Genomic DNA, 20542 nt, shown 5'->3' with positions numbered 1-20542 from the left:
GTCGGGCCCGCTGAGAGATACTGCCGTCGTCGACGACCCCATAAATTCAATTAGTTGGCAAGACACTGTCTCTGCACGGCTGCCAGACGAACACCCGGCGGAGCCACGACAATGAAAGTAGCAATATCCGTACAGAGCAACTATCCCGTAGACAGACAAGTTCGGACGAAGAAGTTCGCGAAGTACCTCGATAGAGACGGCGAGGACGTGGTCATCTACGCTCGGAACACGTCGTTCGACCCCGCCCGGGGGCAGGCGGACGGCGAAGACGACCCGGTGACAGAGCACTTGCCGTACGGAACGGTACGACGGTTCTCGTGGGGGTGGACCCCGAGGCTCGCCACCGTCCTCCGGGCGTCGGTTCCGCTGAATCCGTTCTGGTTCCTCTGGCTCGTTCTGCAGTTCGTCCGGGACCGACCGGACGTGGTCATCGTCGACGGTATCCGCGCGGGGATTCCGACCGCTCTCGCGGCGAAACTGGTCGGTGTTCCGGTCGTGTTCGACCTCCGCGAGAACTACGTCGGTCTGGCCAACTCTCTCCCGTCGAACTCGCGAGTGGGGTCGATACTCCAGCACGAACGTCTCGTGTGGGGGATGGAACGAGCGACTATCGCACTCGCCGACCAGACGTGGGTCGTCGTCGAGGAACGCCGAGAGCAGTTGGTCGAAAAGGGCATCTCTCCGAGTCGACTCGTCGTCGTGAGCAACACGCCCGACCTCGAGGAGATTCCCGACGAGACGACGGAGACGGCGGCCGTCGCGGCCGACGGCGGTGCGCTCACGCTCGTCTATGTCGGCGTTCTAAACGAGTTCCGCGGCCTCGGCACGATTCTCGACGCGATGGCGGAACTGAATCACGAGAGTGACCCGCACGTCCGTTTCGTCGTCGCCGGCGACGGACCGCACAAGTCCGCGCTGGAGGCGCAGGCCGAACGACTCGGCGTCGACGAACACGTCAGGTTCCTCGGCTGGGTCGACTCCGAAGCGGTCCCGCAGATACTCGCGTCCGCGGACGTCGGCGTCATCCCGCACGAGGTGAGTCCGCTCACCGACTTGACCGTCCCGAACAAACTGTTCGACTACATGATGCTCGGACTACCGGTGCTCGCGACGGCTATGGCTCCGGTCGAACGCATCGTCGAAGAAGAGAACTGCGGCGTCGTCCTTCCCCCGGCGACGACGCCGTCACAGACCGCAGACCGCATCCGAGAACTCTCCGAAAGCGACCAACGGGCGCTCGGAGAGAACGGCCGCCGTGCCGTCGAGGACCGGTACAACTGGTCACGCGAGATGGAACGCGTTCGGGCGTCTCTCGACAGCGTCGTGCGGGCCGCCCGGTAGTTCGTCCGATTCGTCGCACCGCCTTCGGATGCGGGTGGCCCCGCGAAGGCGGCGTCAGTTGGACTGCTCTAACTCTGCGATGCGAGCGGCCAGGTCCTTGATGTCCGCTTCGATGTCCGCGAAGTTCTCGTTGAGCGGGATGTGCCAGTCGACCGTTCCCTCTTGGGGGGTGTTGTAGTCGCCGTACTGGGCCGGGTCGGTCGTCGACCCGTCGCCGGTGGAGCCACCGTCTGAGGTGCCGCCGCTGAGGCGCTGGCCGACGATGTTCTGGAACTCCGCGGACGCGTTCGGCAGTCCGTCCGCCTTGGGCGGGTACACGCGGTGGCCACCGCCCGACGCCGACGCGGCGTTCCAGTACGCTTGGAACTCCCATCCCTTCGACTCACCGTACTCGATGAGGTTCCGGATGTAGGAGGGGTTGTCGCCACCGCCGGGGTTGGGGTAGGCGTCGTTCGCGACGCCCCATTCGGCCGTCCCGAAGCCCGCACCGCGTTCGGCGGCGAAGTTCTCCCACATCTGAATGAGGCTCTTGATGTTGCCCCACGCCTTCTTCCGGAGGTCGGCGAGTTCGCTGTCGGAGACGGTGGAGAGGTCGTCGGGGTAGGTGCCGTGCGCGTCGTACAGCGACGGCGTCACGATGGGTGCGGGTTCGCCGTCGGGCCAGTACTTCGAGGGAACGGGCCACGCTTCGGGGGCGACGCCGAGGCGGTTGCGCGCCGGGGCGAAACAGAACGTGAAGTTCGCGCCGGAGACCGACTGCATCTCTCGGACGGTCCGCGCGAACGCGTCGCGGTACGCGTCGGGGTTGTCCCACGCGGACTTGTGGCCCCACTCGAGGTTGAACTCGTGGTTCAGGCGGAAGATGGTGTCCCCCATGCCCATGCTGACGAGTTCGCGGGCGAGCCTTCGGTGCTTGTCGTCGTGGTCGCCGCGGGCCACTGCCTCGTAGTTGCCGCGGTCCGCGCCGGCCATCTCGTAGGCGACGACGAGCTGTCGGGAGGTGTTGCTCCCGAACAGTTGTTCGAGGACCGAGAGCTTGTTGCTGTCGTCCCACGTGATACCGCTCGCTCCCCACTGGCCTTGGTTGTACGTCGTCGTGACGAGGTCGACCTCGTGGCCGAGCCACTGTTCGATTGCTTCGAGTTGATTCTTCCGTATCGTGAGTATTCCGTGTTTCATGGTTTCTCTCTTGTTGATTGTCGACGTTCGATGCGGTCGTTAGCTGGCTTGGCCGCCGTATTTGGCCTCGCCATAGCCGACGACTCCGTACTCCGGTTCCGAGATGGGCGTCGGCGTCGGTGTGGCCGTCTCGGTCGGCGTCGGCGTTGGAGATGGTGCCGGTGTTGACGTCTCGGTCGGCGTCGGTGTGGCTGTCTCAGTCGACGTCGGCGTGGGCGTCTCTGTCGGCTGGTCTCCTGCCCAGTTCACCCGAAGCGTGTAGTCGCTGGCGCTCTGGTTGATGTCGACGACCTCTGCGAAGTACGTTCCAGACTGGGCTGCGGTTTCGGTGACCGGGACCGGTGTATCGCTCCCGACGTACACCTGGTCGAGGTTGTCGCCGTCCGGTCCGAACACGGCGACGAGCGAGACGCCGTCCGCGCTCGCCCGTTCGAGTTCGGCGGTGAACGTTCTCCCCGAGTCGACGTCGAACGCGTACCAGTCGACCTCTGCGGACGACAACGTGCCAGCGACCGTGTCCCCGACTTCGATGCTGGTCGCGTGACTTCGGTCGTCGTTCGGTTCGGTCTCGGTTTTCGTCGCGGTGCTTACGACCATCGCCTGCTGGGCGACGACCGGTGCCCCACCGTAGCCGAACGACCGAATCGGTTGCATCTCCGCTGCGGTGCCTCTCGTCCCCCCGAGACAACCGCCGAGGAGGGCTGCTGTAACCGTACTTCCCCCGAGTGCCAGATACGAGCGGCGACTCAAACGGGTCGAATCGCCGCGGATTTCGTCTGTTCCATCTTGCTCACCCATACGTTTCCTGTACCGGAGAACCGGCTTCTTCTTTCGTAATCGCATGATAGTATGTCAACCGAGAACGGGCTATACAACTAGATTAGATTATTTTACATATCTTTTCTTATCTTCGATATTCAACAGACGAGGACGAGTTTCTTATCGAAATATACTATTTATGATATTATGTGGGGGCTATCATCCAGACAGCACTACTACGAATTCATCAATATTGATATCTTTTCGACCACCGGGTCGACGATTTCGAACGGGGGTGCTGAACGCCGTTCAAAGCTACTTTGAGGGGATGAAACGCGGTGGTCCACTCTGGAACCGTCGTCACTGAATCGAGAACTCTTCAATATCTGTGACTCTCACATTTATGATAGAAAAAGACTTATGTTCAACTGTCAACTTGTCAATCGGACGCGGGGATATCGTCTAACAGAGCAACTGCGGTAATTCGAGGAAAAATAGGATGTCTACGCAAGCGCGGCCGAGTGGTACGTCGTCGGTTCCGACCGAACTGAACGGGCAGTCAGCGGAGGAAGAGTATCTCGTGACTGCCGAAAGCGAGCAGACGCCGGTTCTCTCTGTCGTCATGCCCACGCTGAACGAGGAAGGGGGAATCGCCGAGTGCATCCAACGAATCAAAGTCGCACTCAAAGAGCTACAGATTCCGGGCGAGATAGTCGTCTCCGACTCGTCGACGGACCGGACCCCGGAAATCGCGCGCGAGATGGGCGCTCGGGTGGTAACGCCCGACGGCGCGGGCTACGGCTACGCGTACCGGTACGCGTTCGAGCGAACTCGCGGCGAACTCATCGCGATGGGTGACGCGGACACGACGTACGACTTCGAGGAGTTGCCGGCGATGGTCGAGATGGTACGTGTCGGAAAGGCGGACATGGTCCTCGGTTCGAGACTTCAGGGACAGATTCTCCCTGGCGCGATGCCTTCTCTTCACAAGTTCGTCGGTAATCCCCTCTTGACGCGGTTCTTGAACACGTTCTACGGAACCAACGTCTCGGACGCGCACAGCGGTATGCGAGTGTTCAGCCGCGATGCGTACGAGAGGATGAACCTCGGTTCGACGGGTATGGAGTTCGCCTCCGAGATGATTATGGAGGCGGGTGCGCGCGGACTCGTCATCGAGGAAGTTCCGATAACGTACCATCCCCGTAAGGGTGAGGCGACACTCGACAGTTTCCGAGACGGCTGGCGGCACGTTCGGTTCATGCTCATCAACGCTCCCGGTTATCTGTTCTCGGGGCCGGGAATCCTCCTCTCGTCGCTCGGACTGTTCGTCTTGCTCGTCGCACTCTCCGGTGCGTCCATCGGTCCGTTCGTCCCGAGCATTCGGACGATACTCGCCGGAAGCCTGTTCATTCTGGTTGGCGCACAGGTCACGTGTCTCGGCGCGTTCGCGACGGTAGCGGGAGAACCCGTCCGCGAGGCGAAAGACCCGATAACTCGGTTTATCATCGACCACGTCCAACTCGAACACGGGGCGACCACGGGCGTACTCGTGTTCGGTGCAAGCGCGCTGTACTCGGGGTACGCCATCTTCAACTGGTGGGCGAGCGGTCTCACTGCTCTGCCCAGTCTGAGCAGCAGCGTCGTCGCCCTCACGGCGATGATTCTCGGGATGCAGTTGGTGTTCACGGCGTTCTTCCTCAGTACGATCGCCGACTCGTAGTCGCTCCACCGCACTTTTCAGAGAGAAAATAATATTATGCGATAGACAGTTTACAGTGGTACGTAATGAGTGTGTACCTCTCAGTCCGGGAGGCGAACGGCGTTCTCACCGGCAAACACGCGGTAGCGACTCTCACCGAAGACGAGAACCGAGGTGAGCACCATGGTTGAGAACGTCCTTCTCGTGACCATCGACTCGCTTCGATACGACACGTGGCAGACGATGAAGCCCTCGCTCTCCGCCGCGCCGCGACTGGAGTCTCGGGGAATCGACTTCAGTCGTGCGTTTGCGACCGGTCCGGGCACGACGACGTCGTTCCCGGGGATGCTCACCGGGACGCTCCCACTGTCGTACGGCGGACTCGGACCGCTGGACGACGCACGGCCGCGAGTCGCCGTCGAACTCGGCGACAGGGGACTGGCTACGGGCGGGTTCCACAGCAATCCGTTCCTCTCGTCGCACTTTCACTACGACGTCGGGTTCGAGGCGTTCGAAGACTACCAGAACCCCCTCATGGGCGTTGCGACGAAGATATTCCCCCGCGGCATCGAGATAAACAATCCGAAAATCCAGCGACTGGACGACCTGGTGAACTTCACCGGACTGCTGAAGTCGGGCTACAGAGCGGTCAGCGGAAAGTCACGCCCGTACGTCAGCGCCGAAGTCATCACGGACGACACGATAGCGTGGTTGTCAGAGACGCGGACGCCGTTCTTCGGTTGGGCACACTACATGGACGTACACCATCCCTGTTTCCCCCCGCGTGCCGACAGAGCGGCGTTCGGCGTCGAACACGTCGACAACGCCACCGTCTCGGAGTGGTACTCGTCGCTGATTCGGAACCCCGACGCGCTCTCGGAGGACGACATCGACGACATGCTCGCGCTCTACCGCGCCGCCATCAGATACGTCGACCGGCAGGTCGAGCGCCTCCTCGACGCCCTCGAACGGAACGGTCTGCTCGAAGACACGCTCGTCGTCCTCACGTCGGACCACGGGGAACTGTTCGGTGAGTACGGCAAGTACGGCAAGCCCGAGCGTATGTACGACGAACTCCTGCACGTCCCTCTCGTCGTGCTGAACGCGCCGGAGTCGGTCGCGGACGCTGCGGACGAACTCGTCAGCCTCCTCGACCTCCCGCCGCTCTTCCACGAGGCTCTCGGTCTGGACGTTCCGGAGTCGTACGAGGGACGAGCGCCGGGCGTCGGGTCCAGAGCCTACGTCGTCGCAGAGCACGAAGTCGGCGGCAACCCCATCGTCGGGGTCCGCTCCGACGACTGGCTCTACGAAGCCGACGAAATTGCCGGCGAACGTCGCCTCTTCGAGGTCGACTCGATGCGACGTGTCGACCCGAGTTCGGTCACGGACCGAGCGGTAGCGCGACTCGAAGACGCCGCAGAGGCCCGATTGCGGAGCCACAAACTCGACGTTGGGGAGTCCGTCGACGAGGAGTTGACCGCGGACGTGGAGGCGCGACTAGAGGACTTGGGCTACCGCTGAACAGAAACGCGCGCTACCATTTTCGACGATAGAAAGAATACGCCCGAACAGACCACACACCGCGCCTCCGAGACGGTACGTCGCCGAACCGTGTCACCGGCGGCGTCTCAGATGAGTTGGTTGGTCCACGTCTCCGGCGTCTGGTCGTTCACGATCTCCAGCGTGAGGTGTTCGTAATCGAACTCGCGCGGCCCGTGCTCTTTGATGTAGTCGGTCATCTCTTCGAGTCCGTCGCGAAGCGTGTACTCGGTCTCGTAGCCGAGCAGGCGTCTCGCCTTGTCTGCCGAACAGTTCGCGAGTTTGACCTCTTGCGGACGGTCGGACATGTAGATAGGGTCGAGGTCGAACTCGAGGATGTCCGCAATGACCTTCGCCAGCGTGTTGATAGTGATGAACTCGTCGTCCGGACCGATGTTGATTATCTCGCCGACCACGTTGTCCTGGTGTGCCAGTTTTTTCAGGGGACGAACGCCGTCTTGGACGAAAGTGAAGCAGCGCTTCTGTTCGCCGGTTCCGTAGATGATGGGCTGTTTGCCCTGCAACATCCGGTTGATGAATATCGACGCGACGTTTCGGAACGGGTCGTCGAATCGTTGACGGGGTCCGATGATGTTGTGGGGCACGGCGATGACGTGCTCGAACCCGTGTATCTCAGCCATCAGCCGAGTCATCTCCTCGCTCGCGACCTTACTGATCGCGTACGGGTCCTGTGGCTTCGGCTCCATGTCCTCGGTGAACGGCGTCTCTTGGGCGCCGTATCGGGACATGCTCGAACAGTAGACGAAACGGTCCACTTCGCAGTCGGCGGCGGCCGACAACGTGCAGGTCGTCGCCTGATAGATACTCTCGTTGATCTGTGCGGGCGAGAACACGCTGAGGCCCTCGTGCGCCCGAGCGGCGGCGTGGTAGACGATATCTGCCCCCTCCATTGCATCCTTCAACCCATCTAAATCGGTGCAGTCCACCTCGTAAAAGTCCGCTTCGACGGGTACGTTCGTTCGGTACCCTCCACAGAGATTGTCGACCCCACACACCTCGTACCCATCTTCGATGAAGGCGTCGGCGATGTGGCTCCCGAGGAATCCCGCGATTCCGGTGATGAACACTTTCGAGCCCATACCTTCCTCATCCACCTCCTTAGTGTTAAATCAATAGCATATAGCAGACGGAGTGTGAATATCAGCATTCACAGAACGTCGGGTCGGGTCCGACTCGACGGCCACCGTCGTCGAATCCCTCAGATACATTGCGTCGTGAGAGCTACACACACGCGTGACGAAGTTACCCCACGAAGTCGATGATTCGCACCGTCTGTCGGACGACGACTGGAAGACAGTCGTCGAGCACGTCCCCCTCGTCTCCGTGGACATGGTCGTCGAACACGACGGCGGCATCGTCCTCGGCAAGCGACAGAACGAACCCGCGAAGGGAACGTGGTTCGTTCCCGGTGGAACCGTCTGGAAAGGTGAACGGCTGACCGACGCGCTTCAACGCGTCGCTCGCGGTGAACTCGGCACGGAAGTCTCCGTCGAGCGACGACTCGGGACGTTCGAGCACTTCTACGATACGTCGGAGTTCGACGACGTGGTGGGAAAACACTACCTCGCCACCGCGTTCCTCGTCCGGCCGGAGTCCGACGAACTGCGCCCCGACGACCAGCACGCGGAACTTCGCGTCTTCGAACCGCCGTTCCCGTCGTTCCATCCGTACGTCGAGCGCTACCTCGACGCAGTGGAGGAGGTGTTCGACTGAGCGCCGCGACGATTCTCGGCCGCAACCGCCGTTTCGCCGTGCAGCGCTCTGTTCGGCCCCGTCGAGACGCTTCGAATACAGATATTCTCGTGAACCATAGTGTAGAGTAAGTTATAAGATAGAAACGGCTGAGAGACTATACATGATAGTCGATTGGAAAGACTGTTCAGTGCTCGTCACCGGCGGTGGTGGATTTATCGGCTCTTTCCTGACCGAACGACTCGTCGAACTGGGTGCAGATGTCGTCGTCGCGGACAACTTCTCTCGGGGTGACCTCGGGAAGATAGAACACCTCCTCGAGGACATCGAACTCCGACGAGTCGACCTGACGACTCACAGCGGGTGTGTCGCGGCGACCGAAGGGGTAGACACCGTGTTCCACCTCGCCGCGAGCGTCGGCGGAATTCACTACATCCAGCGCGAGAACGTCGGTGGTCTCACACCGAGCGTCCTCATGAATCAGCAGATGCTCGAAGCGGCCCGTATCAACGGCGTCGACCGGTTTCTGTTCGCCTCGAGCGCGTGTATCTACCGCCAGCAACATGACGGCCTGAATCTGTTCTCCGAGGAACAGGGCATCCCCGCCGACCCACACAGTACGTACGGATGGGCGAAGGTTCTCGGCGAAGTCGCCTGCGACGCGTACCGCAAAGACACGGGGATGCAAACCGACAGCGTCCGAATCTTCAACGCCTACGGCCCCCGCGAGAGCCTGGACCCGTCGAGCAGTCACGTCATCCCCTCGCTCTGCCGAAAGGTCATCGAAGCGGCGGACGGCGGGACGATAGAACTGTTCGGCGACGGGAGCCAAGAACGCGGGTTCATCTACGTAACCGACCTCGTCGACGGAATGATTCGCGTCGTCGAGACAGACACCGACGGGACGCCGCTGAACCTCGGAAACTCGAACGACGTGGTGAGCATCACCTCGCTGGCCGAGAAAATCATCGAGATCAGCGGAAAGAACCTCTCCATCGAACACGACCTCTCGAAACCGACCGGAACCGACAGATACGCCGCAGATATGACCAAGATGAAACAGACGCTGGAGTGGGAACCGACAATCTCTATCGACGACGGCCTCCGGCGCGTCTACGAGTGGGCGGAGGACGAACTCGGACACACGAGACAGGCCGTCGCGGCCGATGGAGGGCAGCAAGATGAGTGAGTGGACGGGCGAACGGGTCCTCGTCACCGGTGGCGCATCGTTCATCGGGAGCCACCTGGTGGAAGACTTGGTCGCGGCGGGTGCGGACGTCCGCGTCGCCGACGACTTCTCGAGCGGCGAGAAAGTGAACCTCGAATCGGTCCGAGACGACGTCGAAATCGTCAGCGGGAACCTCAAACACTGGGAGTTCGCCGACGAGGCGACGAAAGACGTAGACACCGTGTTCCACCTCGCCGCGGACCACGGCGGGCGCGGCTACATCTCGAGTTACCCCGCCAACTGTGCGACGAACATGGCACTCGACAACATCGTGTTCGAGACGGCGGCGCTGAACGGCGTCGACCGAATCACCTTCGCGTCGAGCGCCTGCACGTACCCCACCGACATTCAACAAGAGCGGAGACGGCTCAGCGAAGACATGGTCAGCTTCGACGAACGAGGCGGCGCGTACGCCGACGAGGTGTACGGCTGGGCGAAGCTGATGGGCGAGCGTTCGCTGCAGGCGTACCACGAACAGTACGGAATCGACGCCAGTTCCGTCCGCATCTTCACGGCGTACGGCCCGCGTGAGAACGAGACGCACGCTATCGTCGCCCTGATGGCCAAAGCCTACGCCGAGCAAGACCCGTTCCGCATCTGGGGCGACGGCGAACAGACGCGTAACTTCACGTACGTACGAGACATCACCCGCGCGCTCAGACTCGCCTCGGAGAACATCACCGACGCGACGCCCGTCAACGCGGGTATCAGCCGCTACGTCACCATCAACGAGGCCGCACAGGCGATATTCGAGCGGCTCAACTGGGAACCCTCCGAAATAGAGTACATGACCGACAAACCCGTCGGCGTGAGACACCGAGCGGCGGACACGACGCGAGCCGAAGAGCTTCTCGGGTGGGAACCGCAGTACACCCTCGAAGAGGGCATCGAGAACACGCTCGACTGGTACGTGAACAACCGCGACAAGGCGTACGTCCAAGAGAACCTCGAGACGCTCCTCCACGAACGGTGAGACGATGAGCGACACGAACGCGGACAAAGAGTTCGCACTCGTCACCGAGTACTTTCACCCCGATACGGCGTCGACGGGCCAGTTGATGACGGAACTCGCCGTCGGCCTGGAAGACCGGGGGCTGGACATGACCGTCTACACGAGCCAACCGAACTATCACAGCGGTTCCAACGACAGACAGCCTCGAACGTCGGTACACGACGGTGTCTTAGTGAAGCGCATCCGCGCGCCGCAGTTTCGCCAGTCGTCGCTCCCGCGACGCCTGTTCAACTGGGCTGTCTTCACCGTCTGGATGTCGGTCGCACTCCTCGTCAGTCGACCACGACGCGAGCGCGAACTCGTGTTCGTCTCGAACCCACCGATGCTCCCGGTCGCCATGTGGGCGGTCGCCAAACTCCGTGGCTGGGAGTACACGTACGTCGTCTACGACCTCTATCCGGACCAACCGGTGGAACTCGGATACCTCTCGGAAGACGACCTCGTCACTCGTCTCTGGTCACGACTCCACCAGTACGCTCTGCACGACGCGGCACACGTCGTCGTCCTCGGCCCCGTGATGAGAGAGCGGGTGATTCGGCGGGCCGGCCCGGGGTTCGACCCCGAGAAGGTCGAGATAATCCACAACTGGGAGGACGAGACGTTCATCGAACCGAGAGAGAAAGCGGACAACTGGTTCAGTGACGAACACGGACTGGTCGAGCCGTTTACGGTCTTCTACTCGGGGAACATCGCGCACTTTCACGACCTCGAGACGGTCGTGGAAGCGGCGGCGGAACTCGAAGACGAGGAGGTCCAGTTCCTCATCATCGGCGAGGGGGACAACAAACGAAACATCGTCGAACTCGCGGAACGCTTGGGCGTGAAAGACGAGACGGTGAAGTTCCTCCCATATCAAGACTGGGACGACCTGCCGTACAGTCTCACTTGTGGTGACGTCTCTATCGTCGCCGTCCGCGAGGGCTTCGAAGGCGTCTGTGTGTCGAGTAAACTGTACACCTCGATGGCGGCGGGCACCCCCGTCCTCTGTATCGCGCAACCGGACGACGACGAATCTCGCATCGTCCGCGAGGCCGACGCCGGAATCACTGTCGCACAGGGTGACGTCCAAGGCGTCGTCGAGGCGGTACGGCGATGGCGAGACGACCCCGAACTCGTCGAGATACAGGGCAGAAACGCACGCGAGGCGTTCGAGCAGAACTTCACGGCGACTCGCTCCATCGACGCCTACTACGAGGTGCTAAGCGGCACTGCTCCCGAACCTGTCTCCAGAGAATATCTCCTCCGCAACTGACGGAGAGAGACACTCTCTACCGGTTCGTTGGGCCGTTACTTCGCCGGACAGCCGTCTACCGTCACGTGATTTTCATCGACGAATCGGTCGTCTTTCCTTCGAGTACCAGAGTACGACCCGCACGTAACTCGCTCGCGAACGCGTAAACCGGGGTTAGTCGAAAACTATTCGCGCTCTCCCATCTGCTCCGAGTTAGATGTCTTCGAATATACCATTACAAGCGTAACAATGTAACTCCTAACCGTCGAGAGCGACGAACAGCCTTCCGTGGTAGTCACTTCCAAATTTACGTCCGTGAGGAATAATCTATCAGTTTACACGTTTTATTCACTGGCCAGAGGATATATATATAATGATAGCACCGACGGTTCTGCTGGCGTCGTTTGCGAAGGCCGCATCCTTCAGTGGTCGGCACAGACGCTGTGAAACCACCTCAGAATTATATTCTCATAGACATTTTTGGAATAATCCGACATAAAATGCGGGCTCGGTGTGTAGCCCCGTCCGACCGTGAATTCTGTGTCTTCTAGACCGACTCTATCCGTGCCTGGTGGTTCTCCGCTGTTGGTGTCAACGAGCCCCCCTCGTGCGCCTCAGGTGCTAGTTCTGACATTTAGGTACATAACCTCGTCATACCACCGGGGATGTCGGTCTCTGTCGGTGGACCGTCGCTCGACTGGTCTCGACGTCGAACTAGCGGTTCGAGTAGAGGCGACGAAGCGTGTCGACACCGGGCATCCCGTCGTACATCCACATCAAGACGGCGACGACAGTCGCGGCTAGTTCGAAGGACCGAATCCACAGCCTCAGTGGCGCACCGTCCGGAAGGTTTGCAGCGGTCCACGCGCTCTTCTGTGCGATGGCCGCGGCGATTCCCGGAGTCACGCCGAGTGCGTCGACGATCTGTCCTGCGGGTAAGTTGAACGGCCAGAACCAGAACGAAATCTCGACGAGGTCTCTGGTGAGAGTGCCCTGTATCAAGAACAGAGCCCCGTCACCGAGCAACGCAGAGACGTACCCGATACCGAACGCGACTCCCAACCAGTGTGCGTCGAACACGCGCCGCAGCGCTAGCGTCACAAGTACGGCGAGAGGAACGGCGAAGAGGAGTGAGTGTCCCAGTGCTCGACCGCTCGGGAGGATACCGAGCAACCAGAGCGGTTTGTCGATCAGGTCGGGAAGTTGCGTACCGACGAGTATGAGAAACATCGCAGGCCACTCGGGCGGTCTGTCGAGTTGTACACGCGTGTACGCGGAGTAGAGTATATACCCGACCGATAAATGTCCATGAGGCCACATTATGTACGTAGAATCGACAGTGGCCGTCAAATAGTTGTCGTCGGACGCTCTCGAACCGAGACGTTCGTGTCCGCCACGGGTGATTCGCGCCGGCGTTCCGTTCGAGAGCGGTGCCCCACACGAGCGTTGGTTCTTCGTCGACGAAGCTACTTGCCGAAGGGAATCGAATCCGATATCGGGCGTGTCTCGGAGACTGAAAGCGACTGCTTCCCCCTACTAAGGCCCAATGCGTATCGCGTATCGAGTAAGGCCGACAGACAGCGTTAACCCTTGAAACAGACTTTGTTTTATTGGGCTAAAACAAAGTGAATCGGGAGCAATGCTAAAATGCCGAATTCGTGCGTTACAGCCACTCCAAGCCGGCAATATGCAATCTATAAATCTTATAGTGCTATAGTAAATAGCTTGTTTGGAAGTTGAGACTACGTACCGGAGAGAGCGGCTCTGATGCGTGGATTCGGGTGAATCAAGGAAAGAGAGACGCTTCGACTGCTGTTTCAGAACCTAGGTTAGAACCATTAAAGATGGCAACCGAATTAGAACGGTCGTTGGACGGTCTAACATACCCAGATGCTAGTATTAGCAACAAGACGCACAAATATACGCGTGGTTTAGTTAGTGTCACTTTCATGTTTTCGTGTGGAACTATATGTAGATGGAATGATAAATATGGTCGCTTGTCGCTATTGAATGTTCGAGGGAAGAGCGGTGTCTTTGTTTTGCCCCTAACCTGTGCCGCGGACAACCTCGTTCCGTTTTCGATGTAGAATGCTACTGGTTCCTTGCCAGTACCCTTTTTCCAACCAGCTTTGTACCCAAGGGTCCCCCACCGATCAAACGGGGTGAGCCCTGGGCCATTGCTTCGGTCCCGAACAGTAACACGAGCGCGAGGGTATCGACGGTATCCCGATGGTACCCGCTCGGGGATGCTGGTTCGCGACGTAGGACTGGTATGGACGAGGAGCGTCTCCTCCCGCGACGGCGCTTCCTTCGACTAGCCGGCGCGGGCGCGTTTCTCACGAGTGGGAGAGCCGGACCCCCAGAGGCGCGGTTCGCGGTCGGAGGGTCGTCGCCCGCGGCCCCAACGGCTATTCGGACCGCGGCGGACGGTCCGGACGAGATGAGCGTCGACGACGTCGGACCGTCCGTCATCGAACTGGAACGAGGCGAGAGCAGGGTGTTCCGAACCTCCGAAGACGACCTGTCGAACACGCTCGTCGTGCCGAACGGTGGGTCCGTCCGTATCGTTGTCGACTCGGGCGGGCGGTGGACGAACGTCGGCATCGAACGCGGGGTGAACGCCCGGGCGGGCGGCGTGGGCCACGTCTTCGCCGTGATGGTTCCGAAGGGCGAGCGGTTCGTCCTGGACGGGTTCTACACTGGAGGGACGACGTCCGGCGGGTCGAACGACGCAGGGGGCCACGCGTTCGCGTTCACCGCCATCGACCACGCCGGGCGGGCGACGTTCCGAAACGGGTTCGTGACCGACTGGTACCAGCCGTTCTACTGTTCGAACAGCGGAAATCCGCCCCACCGCAACGACCGACACGCCGGATACGGCGGCGACGTCCACCTGCAGAACGTCTACGCGGAGAAGTTCGCCCACACGGCTTTCCGACTCGGTACCGACGGGTCGACGTGCGTCGACTGCGTCGCCGCGAAACCCTACACGAAGGCCGGACCGGCGCGAAGCGGGTGGGCGTTCTTCAACAAGCCGAGATACGAGCGGTTGCAGTTCGCGACGCGAATCACCTCGGGGAGTCGGCACGGCCGCGCGAGACCACACCTCGTCGACTGCCGAGGCGTCGGCGGACGGATGGCACCGAAGGACTACACGGGCGACCCGCCGAAGGAGGGCGCGGACCTGCGGGTTCCCCGAGGAGTTCCTACGTCCGCCCGTGCGGCGGCGCGGGGGCGGCGAAAGTAGTCGCCCATCGCGTCTTCCGCGCCGACACGGGCCTAGGAGACGTACTCGGACCGCGCCGCGCGCAGGAACGTGTCGACGCCCTCGAACAGGTCGTCGAGCGTCTCTTCGCCCGTGAACGGGTTCAACAGAACGGTGCGGAGCCATCGACTGCCTCGGTAGGTCGGAAGCGAGACGAAGACGTCGTACTCGGAGAGGAGCGTTCGCTGGAGTCGGCCGTTCAGTTCGTCTCGTTCGTCCCGCGGGCACCAGTCGGGCGTCGCCCGGAAGCAGACGATGTTCGTCTCCGGGTCGCTGGCGAGTTCGAGCGAGTCGCGGCGCTCGACCCGGTCACGAACGAGTGCGGTCAGGCGGTAGCTCTCGTCCAGTAACTGTTCGAGTCCGTCGCGTCCGAGGTGTTGGAAGGTGAGCCACAACTTCAGCACGTCCGCCCGGCGGGTCCCCTGGACGCTCAGTTCGCCGAGGTTCGGTATCGCGTCGTCGCCCCGCATGTACGGTGCACCGATTCGGAACTCCTCGCGAAGCACGTCGGCGTCGGCGAACAGCGCCATCGCGCACGTCTTCGCCACGTAGCACCACTTCTGCGGGTTAAACGTCACCGAATCGGCCGCGTCGATTCCGCGGAGGCGGTCGCGCTCTCGGCGGGAGAAGACGAGTGCCCCACCGTAGGCCGCGTCGACGTGGAACCAGAGGTCGTGTTCGCGGGCGACGTTCCGTATCGCCGGAAGCGGGTCGACGTTACCCGTCGTCGTCGTTCCGGCCGTCGCGACGACGCAGAAGGGTGCTCGACCGCTCTCTCTCGCGTCCGTCACCGCACGGTCCAGTGCGACCGGGTCCATCCGGGAGTCGCCGTCCGTCTCGACGGGAACGACGGCGTCCGCACCGAGTCCGAGCAGCATCGCGGCCTTCTGGAGAGAGGTGTGCGCGACCGACGACGCGAACAGGACCGGTTCGCGGTCGACGGCGGCCAGACCACCTTCGTGAACGTCGAAGGAGTCGTTTCGGGCGACCGCAAGCGCGTGGAGGTTCGCGAGGGTCCCTCCGCTCGTGAGAACGCCGCCGGCGTCGGGGCCGAGTCCGAACTCGGTAGCGATGGTCTCGGTTAGTCGGACTTCCAACTCGGAGAACACGGGCGACATCTCCACGCTCAGCATGTTGTTGTTGACCGCCGACGCGACGAGGTCGCCCAGCACGGACACCGTCGTCGGCACCGTGTCCATGTGACCGATGTATCCGGGGGCGGCGGGGTTCATCGACCCCTCCACGGCCGCTTCGAGGTCGGCGAGTAGTTCGGCGCTTTCTCGGGACTCGTCGGGAATCGCCGCCGAGAGCGAAGTCGGGTCGTCGGGAAGCGGCGACCGCTCCGACGCCCCGGTGAGTTGCGCGAGGAGACCGTCGACGACCCGTTCTGTGAGGTCTCTGACGGCCTCGTCGTTCGCTCCGCTGGGGTCGATGAATCCGGCGTCGGGCAGCGCAGAACGGTTCATGGTACCGTCGGTTCGTCGGGTGTGCGGATAAACGGTCGCGCGGGGCGGGTCGTGACGGGTCAGGTCGTGCCGGGTCGGACCGAGAGCGCCCTACTGGTTGATGTCCGCGCTGAGTTCGCCCACCGTCTCGCGGACGCCGACCACCTTCGTCGCGAGTTCCTCGTTGTCGCCGGTGAGTGCCCGCACCTCGCCGACGACCGTGTCGACGCCGTCGACGGTCTTGTTGAGCATACTCGCCACCTCTTCGGCGCTGTCGGCTTGTTCGTCGGTCGCCCGGGCGATCTCGTCCACGCTCGTCGACGCTTCGGTGACGGTCTCTCTGATGTGGCTCTGGTTCTCGCTCAACGACTCGACTCGGTCGACCGTCTCCTCGACCCGTTCGGTCGTCTCCTCGACGCTCGCCGACGTCTCCGTCGTGTTCTCCGTGACGCGCGCGACGACGTTCTCGGCGTCTTTCACCTCCTCTTTCGACTGGTCGGCGAGTCGTTTTATCTCGTCGGCGACGACGGCGAACCCGTTCCCCTTCACGTTCGCGCGGGCGGCCTCGATGGAGGCGTTCAGCGCGAGCAGATTGATCTGTCCCGCGATGTCGTCGAGGACGTCGACGATGCTGTCGATGTCGGCGACCCACGACTGGAGTTCCTCGTGGTTCTCGCTCAGTTCTCGGCTCGCCGCAGACACCTCACGCATCAGAGCGAGAACCTCTTCTGCGGCCTCTTCGGACGCTTCGGCCCGTTCGCCCGCCGCCTTCGTCCGCCGACTCACCTCGTTGGCGCTGGAGGCTATCTCTTCGACCGTCGCGCTGAGCGACTCCATCTCCGCGCGCACCGCGGAGAGATGTTCGGCCTGTTCGCCCGCGGTGTCGTCTATCTCTCGGCTCCGGTCGGCGACGCGACGAGACGTCTCGAGCAACTCCTCGACGCCGCCTTCGACCTCGGCTTCGATGCGGTTCCCCACCCGTTCGACCTCCCGTCGCTGTTCGACGAGTTCCGTCACGCGACTGACGAACTCGAACGCGCCGACGACGGTGCCGTCGGCGGTCGTGAGCGGTTGACCGGCGGCCCGGACGTGCCACGGTTCGCCGTCGGTGTCGGCACCCGAGCGGACTCGGTCCTCGCGGATGGTCTCGCCGGTCCGGACGATGGTCTCGGCGAGAATCTCGTCCACGTCGTTCGTTCCGATGACGTCTCGGGAGTGTTCGCCGATGACTTCGGCACCGGAGCGACCCAGCAACTCCGTCATCGGCTGATTCCAGTGCGTCAGATAGCCGCCCTCGTCGACGACCATCGCTGGTTCGGGGAACTGTTCGACGAGTTGTTCGAACTGCCGACGCCAGAAGTCGCGTTCGTGGCGGAGACGGTCGGTTTCGGACGCGTCGGCGGGCGGCGCGTACAACGCGTCCGTATCGGCGGTCCGGCGCTCTCCTGTCATCGCGGTTTCGCTCATACTCACCAACGGGAAGAGGAGCATATCAAGATATGGAGAAAATTATCAATGGTGATATTACTTTCTGCAGTGGAGATACCGTACGGAGAGAAAGACCGCATTCTGTCGTACTAGTCCGTTCGGCAACGTTTGCGGCTCTCGCTGGACGCGGACAGCTCGAAACTCAGAACAGATACTCCGACCGACTCGTCGTCCGAAAAATCCGTCCGGAACGCCGACGCAGCGTGCCGCCCCACCGAGTCTCCGGGAAGGCGACAGACGTTTGCGCCCGCACGCGAAGGCGAAGACACAGATGGCGCTCCGCCGGACGCTCGCGACACTCTTCGACGCAGACGAACGGACGTTCCGAACCGAGGCGAAACCGCTCCTGCGGGAACACGGACCCGGAGCGGCCCGCGTCGAGCGGGCCGTAGCCGACGGACTCGCGGAACTCGACGCCGGGGTGGACACCGACGTTCGTTCGGGTCTGACGGCCCGCGAACGCGAACTCGTCTGGCGAGTGTGGGTGTTCGACGACGCCCCGTTCGGACTGACGCTGTCGGGGCCGGCGTACCAAGACAACCCAATCCGCGTCGCAAACCGGACGTGGCGCGACCTGACGGGGTATTCGATGAGCGACCTGCACGGCGAGAACCCCCGACTGCTGCAGGGTGCACAGACGGAGAGACCCGCCGTCGAGAGACTGCACGAAGCGGTCGACATCTGGGAGTCGGTGACAGTCGAACTGACGAACTACCGACGAGACGGGACGCCGTTCAGAAACCGCGTGTCGCTGACGCCGCTCGAAGACGAGAGCGGAACCGTCACCAACTGGCTCGGAGTGCAAGAAGCGGTCGGCTCCCGAGCGTCTGAATAGATACGTTTCCCTTCTATCGGTACCGACCACGACTGTTCGGCGTCGGAGGGCCTGGAAACGACGTTCGAACGGACGCACCTCGTCCAGTCCGAGGGGAGGCGAGCGGAGCGAATCACGTCTTTCGGCAGTTCAGTTGTCCCGTTGGACAGTCGTGAACAGTTCGGCGGTCAAAATAGCCCGTTCGAAACACGTCGGGCGTCGGACTCCGCGTTTCGCTCGAACCGCACTAGCCGAAGTCCGGAAGACGTCAGGACGACGAGCAGACGGAAGTCGTTGTAAACTCGACGGGTGCAGAAGTCGTCGGGGCCGTCTCTCGGAGTCGGCCGGTCGTCGCCCACCCGAACCACTCTCGGACTCGATTAGACGACGCGAACCGCTCAAAATAGGTTCGTCGTTCATATGGTAACGAGACGAATATCTACGCTGAGAGAACTCCGACTCGCCGAGACGGTCGTCTCTCGACTGGGTGAGCCAATGTACAAGCACTCCATCGTGGCGCTGATCGTACTCGTCTCTGCGCTCAGTTCCGCCGGAGTGGACGTCCAGATGGTCCAGCGAACCGTCACCGAACTCGTCCCTCCCGCCGAGGTAGAAGCGGCGGCCGAAGGCGACCACGACACCGAGTCGGAGACGACGGTCACGGCGACTCGAAACGACTCGACCCCGAGCGCTGATTCCGAATCCGAGGCAGAGATGGAGTCCGAAGCCGAGTCCGAACCCGAAACCGAATCCGGAACGCGAGAGCGGGAGAAACTGACCCGAGGTGCGGGTCTCAGTCGCTCAGACGATGTAGTACGGGACGTCGAACCGACGCCGAGCACCGACAGTCAGTCGACGGCGGGAGGCGACGTGAGCGGGGAGTCGAAGACGGAGAACGCCTCGGAGTCGGACGGGGCGGACGCGTCCACCGAGACACCGGACGATTCGGACTCCTCGAACGCCACCGACTCGCCGGCGGCCACCGAGACGGAGTCCCCGGAGACGCCCAGTCCGACGTCGACGCCAGCGTCAGAGTCGAGTTCGGCCGCCGAGAGTGTCGCGGGAGAGAGGGACGCCGATAATCCAGAGACCCGCGAACTCGACGCCCAAGGGAGTGACACGGCGGTCACGAGCGACGACGGTCGGGCGGGCGCACCGAACGTGACGGAGCGTTCTACGGGAGTCGGCGCGGAGACGACGCCCGAGGAGGGAGACGGCGAAGTGGTGCGAAACGAGACGAGAGCGGACGAATCTGCACAGAACGAGTCCGAGACGGGAGACGCCGCCGCGGAGGAGTCGAGCGTCACCGCCGAAGAGACGACCTTCGAATCCGCACCGACGCGCACGTTCCGCGTCGTCCACACCGACGACGGCGTCGACGTCGAGGGGCCGGGCGTCGACTACGAGAACGACGACGGGCGCATCGACGTCGAGATTTCGGTCGGGGACGAGACGCTCGAAGTCGAGGTGCGAGGCGACGACGTGGAGGTGACCGGGCCGGGGTTCGACATCGAACAGCGAGGCGGCGAACTCCGCGTCCGGGGCGTCGACGTTGACTTCGAGGCCGAGGACAACCGGCGCGACTTCGACGTCGAGTCGGGCGAGTGGCGCATCGAACGGAACGGAGAGGACGTGTACGTCGAGGGGCCGACCGTCGATTACGAACGAGTCGGTGACAGACTCGACGTCGAAATCAGACTTCCGGAAGGGTCGTTCGACGTCGAGATACGCGGGGAGAACGTCGAACTCGACGGACCGTGGTTCGAGGTCACACAGCGCGGCGACGAACTCCGCGTCGAACTGACCGAACACGACTGAAAAGAACCGAA

The 20542-nt window shown here is 62.1% G+C and carries 16 protein-coding genes; 10 read left to right on the top strand and 6 right to left on the bottom strand.

From position 1 onward, the window contains the following. Positions 1–111: 111 nt before the first annotated feature. Positions 112–1341 (top strand): glycosyltransferase family 4 protein, encoded by a 1230-nt coding sequence (locus tag BM282_RS16195; RefSeq protein ID WP_089882963.1) that lies wholly within the window; start codon positions 112–114, stop codon positions 1339–1341. A 54-nt stretch (positions 1342–1395) separates the two neighbouring features. Here the strand turns inward: BM282_RS16195 and BM282_RS16190 are convergent, their stop codons facing one another. Both BM282_RS16190 and BM282_RS18685 read right to left on the bottom strand, forming a co-directional pair. Next, the gene (locus BM282_RS16190; RefSeq protein ID WP_089882961.1) at positions 1396–2520 is read right to left on the bottom strand and encodes a hypothetical protein; all 1125 of its coding nucleotides are present in this window, start codon (positions 2518–2520) and stop codon (positions 1396–1398) included. 39 nt (positions 2521–2559) lie between these two features. Beyond that, complete coding sequence (locus tag BM282_RS18685; protein ID WP_175501596.1) at positions 2560–3318, bottom strand: carbohydrate-binding protein; 759 nt, start codon at positions 3316–3318, stop codon at positions 2560–2562. A 460-nt stretch (positions 3319–3778) separates the two neighbouring features. Between BM282_RS18685 and BM282_RS16180 the strand changes: the two genes are divergently transcribed. Both BM282_RS16180 and BM282_RS16175 read left to right on the top strand, forming a co-directional pair. Next, a complete protein-coding gene (locus BM282_RS16180; protein WP_089882957.1) occupies positions 3779–4999 on the top strand; it encodes a glycosyltransferase family 2 protein in 1221 nt (406 codons plus the stop codon). 162 nt (positions 5000–5161) lie between these two features. After that, on the top strand, positions 5162–6499 hold the full coding sequence (locus BM282_RS16175; RefSeq protein ID WP_089882955.1) for a sulfatase: 1338 nt from the start codon (positions 5162–5164) through the stop codon (positions 6497–6499). Between the two features lie 107 nt (positions 6500–6606). Here the strand turns inward: BM282_RS16175 and BM282_RS16170 are convergent, their stop codons facing one another. Next, positions 6607–7617 (bottom strand): NAD-dependent epimerase/dehydratase family protein, encoded by a 1011-nt coding sequence (locus BM282_RS16170; protein ID WP_175501595.1) that lies wholly within the window; start codon positions 7615–7617, stop codon positions 6607–6609. A gap of 154 nt (positions 7618–7771) precedes the next feature. On the opposite strand from BM282_RS16170, the gene BM282_RS16165 reads away from it, so the two are divergent. From BM282_RS16165 to BM282_RS16150, 4 genes are all read left to right on the top strand, one after another. Then, on the top strand, positions 7772–8251 hold the full coding sequence (locus BM282_RS16165) for a GDP-mannose mannosyl hydrolase (protein ID WP_245758402.1): 480 nt from the start codon (positions 7772–7774) through the stop codon (positions 8249–8251). Positions 8252–8393: 142 nt separating this feature from the next. Further along, complete coding sequence (locus tag BM282_RS16160; protein ID WP_089882953.1) at positions 8394–9419, top strand: NAD-dependent epimerase/dehydratase family protein; 1026 nt, start codon at positions 8394–8396, stop codon at positions 9417–9419. After that, the gene (locus BM282_RS16155) at positions 9412–10431 is read left to right on the top strand and encodes an NAD-dependent epimerase/dehydratase family protein (protein ID WP_089883175.1); all 1020 of its coding nucleotides are present in this window, start codon (positions 9412–9414) and stop codon (positions 10429–10431) included. The genes BM282_RS16160 and BM282_RS16155 overlap by 8 nt, the downstream gene beginning before the upstream one ends. Before the next feature lie 4 nt (positions 10432–10435). Then, a complete protein-coding gene (locus BM282_RS16150; protein ID WP_089882950.1) occupies positions 10436–11722 on the top strand; it encodes a glycosyltransferase family 4 protein in 1287 nt (428 codons plus the stop codon). A gap of 693 nt (positions 11723–12415) precedes the next feature. On the opposite strand, the gene BM282_RS16145 is transcribed toward BM282_RS16150, so the two are convergent. Then, positions 12416–13021 (bottom strand): metal-dependent hydrolase, encoded by a 606-nt coding sequence (locus BM282_RS16145; protein ID WP_089882948.1) that lies wholly within the window; start codon positions 13019–13021, stop codon positions 12416–12418. Between the two features lie 1120 nt (positions 13022–14141). Here BM282_RS16145 and BM282_RS16140 point away from each other — a divergent pair. After that, positions 14142–14948 (top strand): hypothetical protein, encoded by an 807-nt coding sequence (locus BM282_RS16140; protein WP_139229748.1) that lies wholly within the window; start codon positions 14142–14144, stop codon positions 14946–14948. A 32-nt stretch (positions 14949–14980) separates the two neighbouring features. Here BM282_RS16140 and BM282_RS16135 read toward each other — a convergent pair whose 3' ends face one another. Next, positions 14981–16432 (bottom strand): pyridoxal phosphate-dependent decarboxylase family protein, encoded by a 1452-nt coding sequence (locus BM282_RS16135; protein ID WP_089882944.1) that lies wholly within the window; start codon positions 16430–16432, stop codon positions 14981–14983. A 90-nt stretch (positions 16433–16522) separates the two neighbouring features. Then, entirely contained in the window at positions 16523–17878 is a 1356-nt protein-coding gene (locus tag BM282_RS16130; RefSeq protein ID WP_217642721.1) for a methyl-accepting chemotaxis protein, read from the bottom strand. Positions 17879–18170: 292 nt separating this feature from the next. Between BM282_RS16130 and BM282_RS16125 the strand changes: the two genes are divergently transcribed. Both BM282_RS16125 and BM282_RS16120 read left to right on the top strand, forming a co-directional pair. Next, the gene (locus tag BM282_RS16125) at positions 18171–18734 is read left to right on the top strand and encodes a PAS domain-containing protein (protein WP_089882942.1); all 564 of its coding nucleotides are present in this window, start codon (positions 18171–18173) and stop codon (positions 18732–18734) included. Positions 18735–19133: 399 nt separating this feature from the next. After that, positions 19134–20531 carry a hypothetical protein gene (locus tag BM282_RS16120; protein ID WP_089882940.1) on the top strand — a complete coding sequence of 466 codons (1398 nt, stop codon included), beginning with the start codon at positions 19134–19136 and terminating at the stop codon, positions 20529–20531. Positions 20532–20542: the final 11 nt, after the last annotated feature.

Origin of the sequence: Halogeometricum limi (assembly GCF_900115785.1) — an archaeon.
In the GTDB taxonomy this organism is placed as follows: Archaea; Halobacteriota; Halobacteria; order Halobacteriales; family Haloferacaceae; genus Halogeometricum; species Halogeometricum limi.
This window is presented reverse-complemented; position numbering and strand designations above follow the sequence as displayed.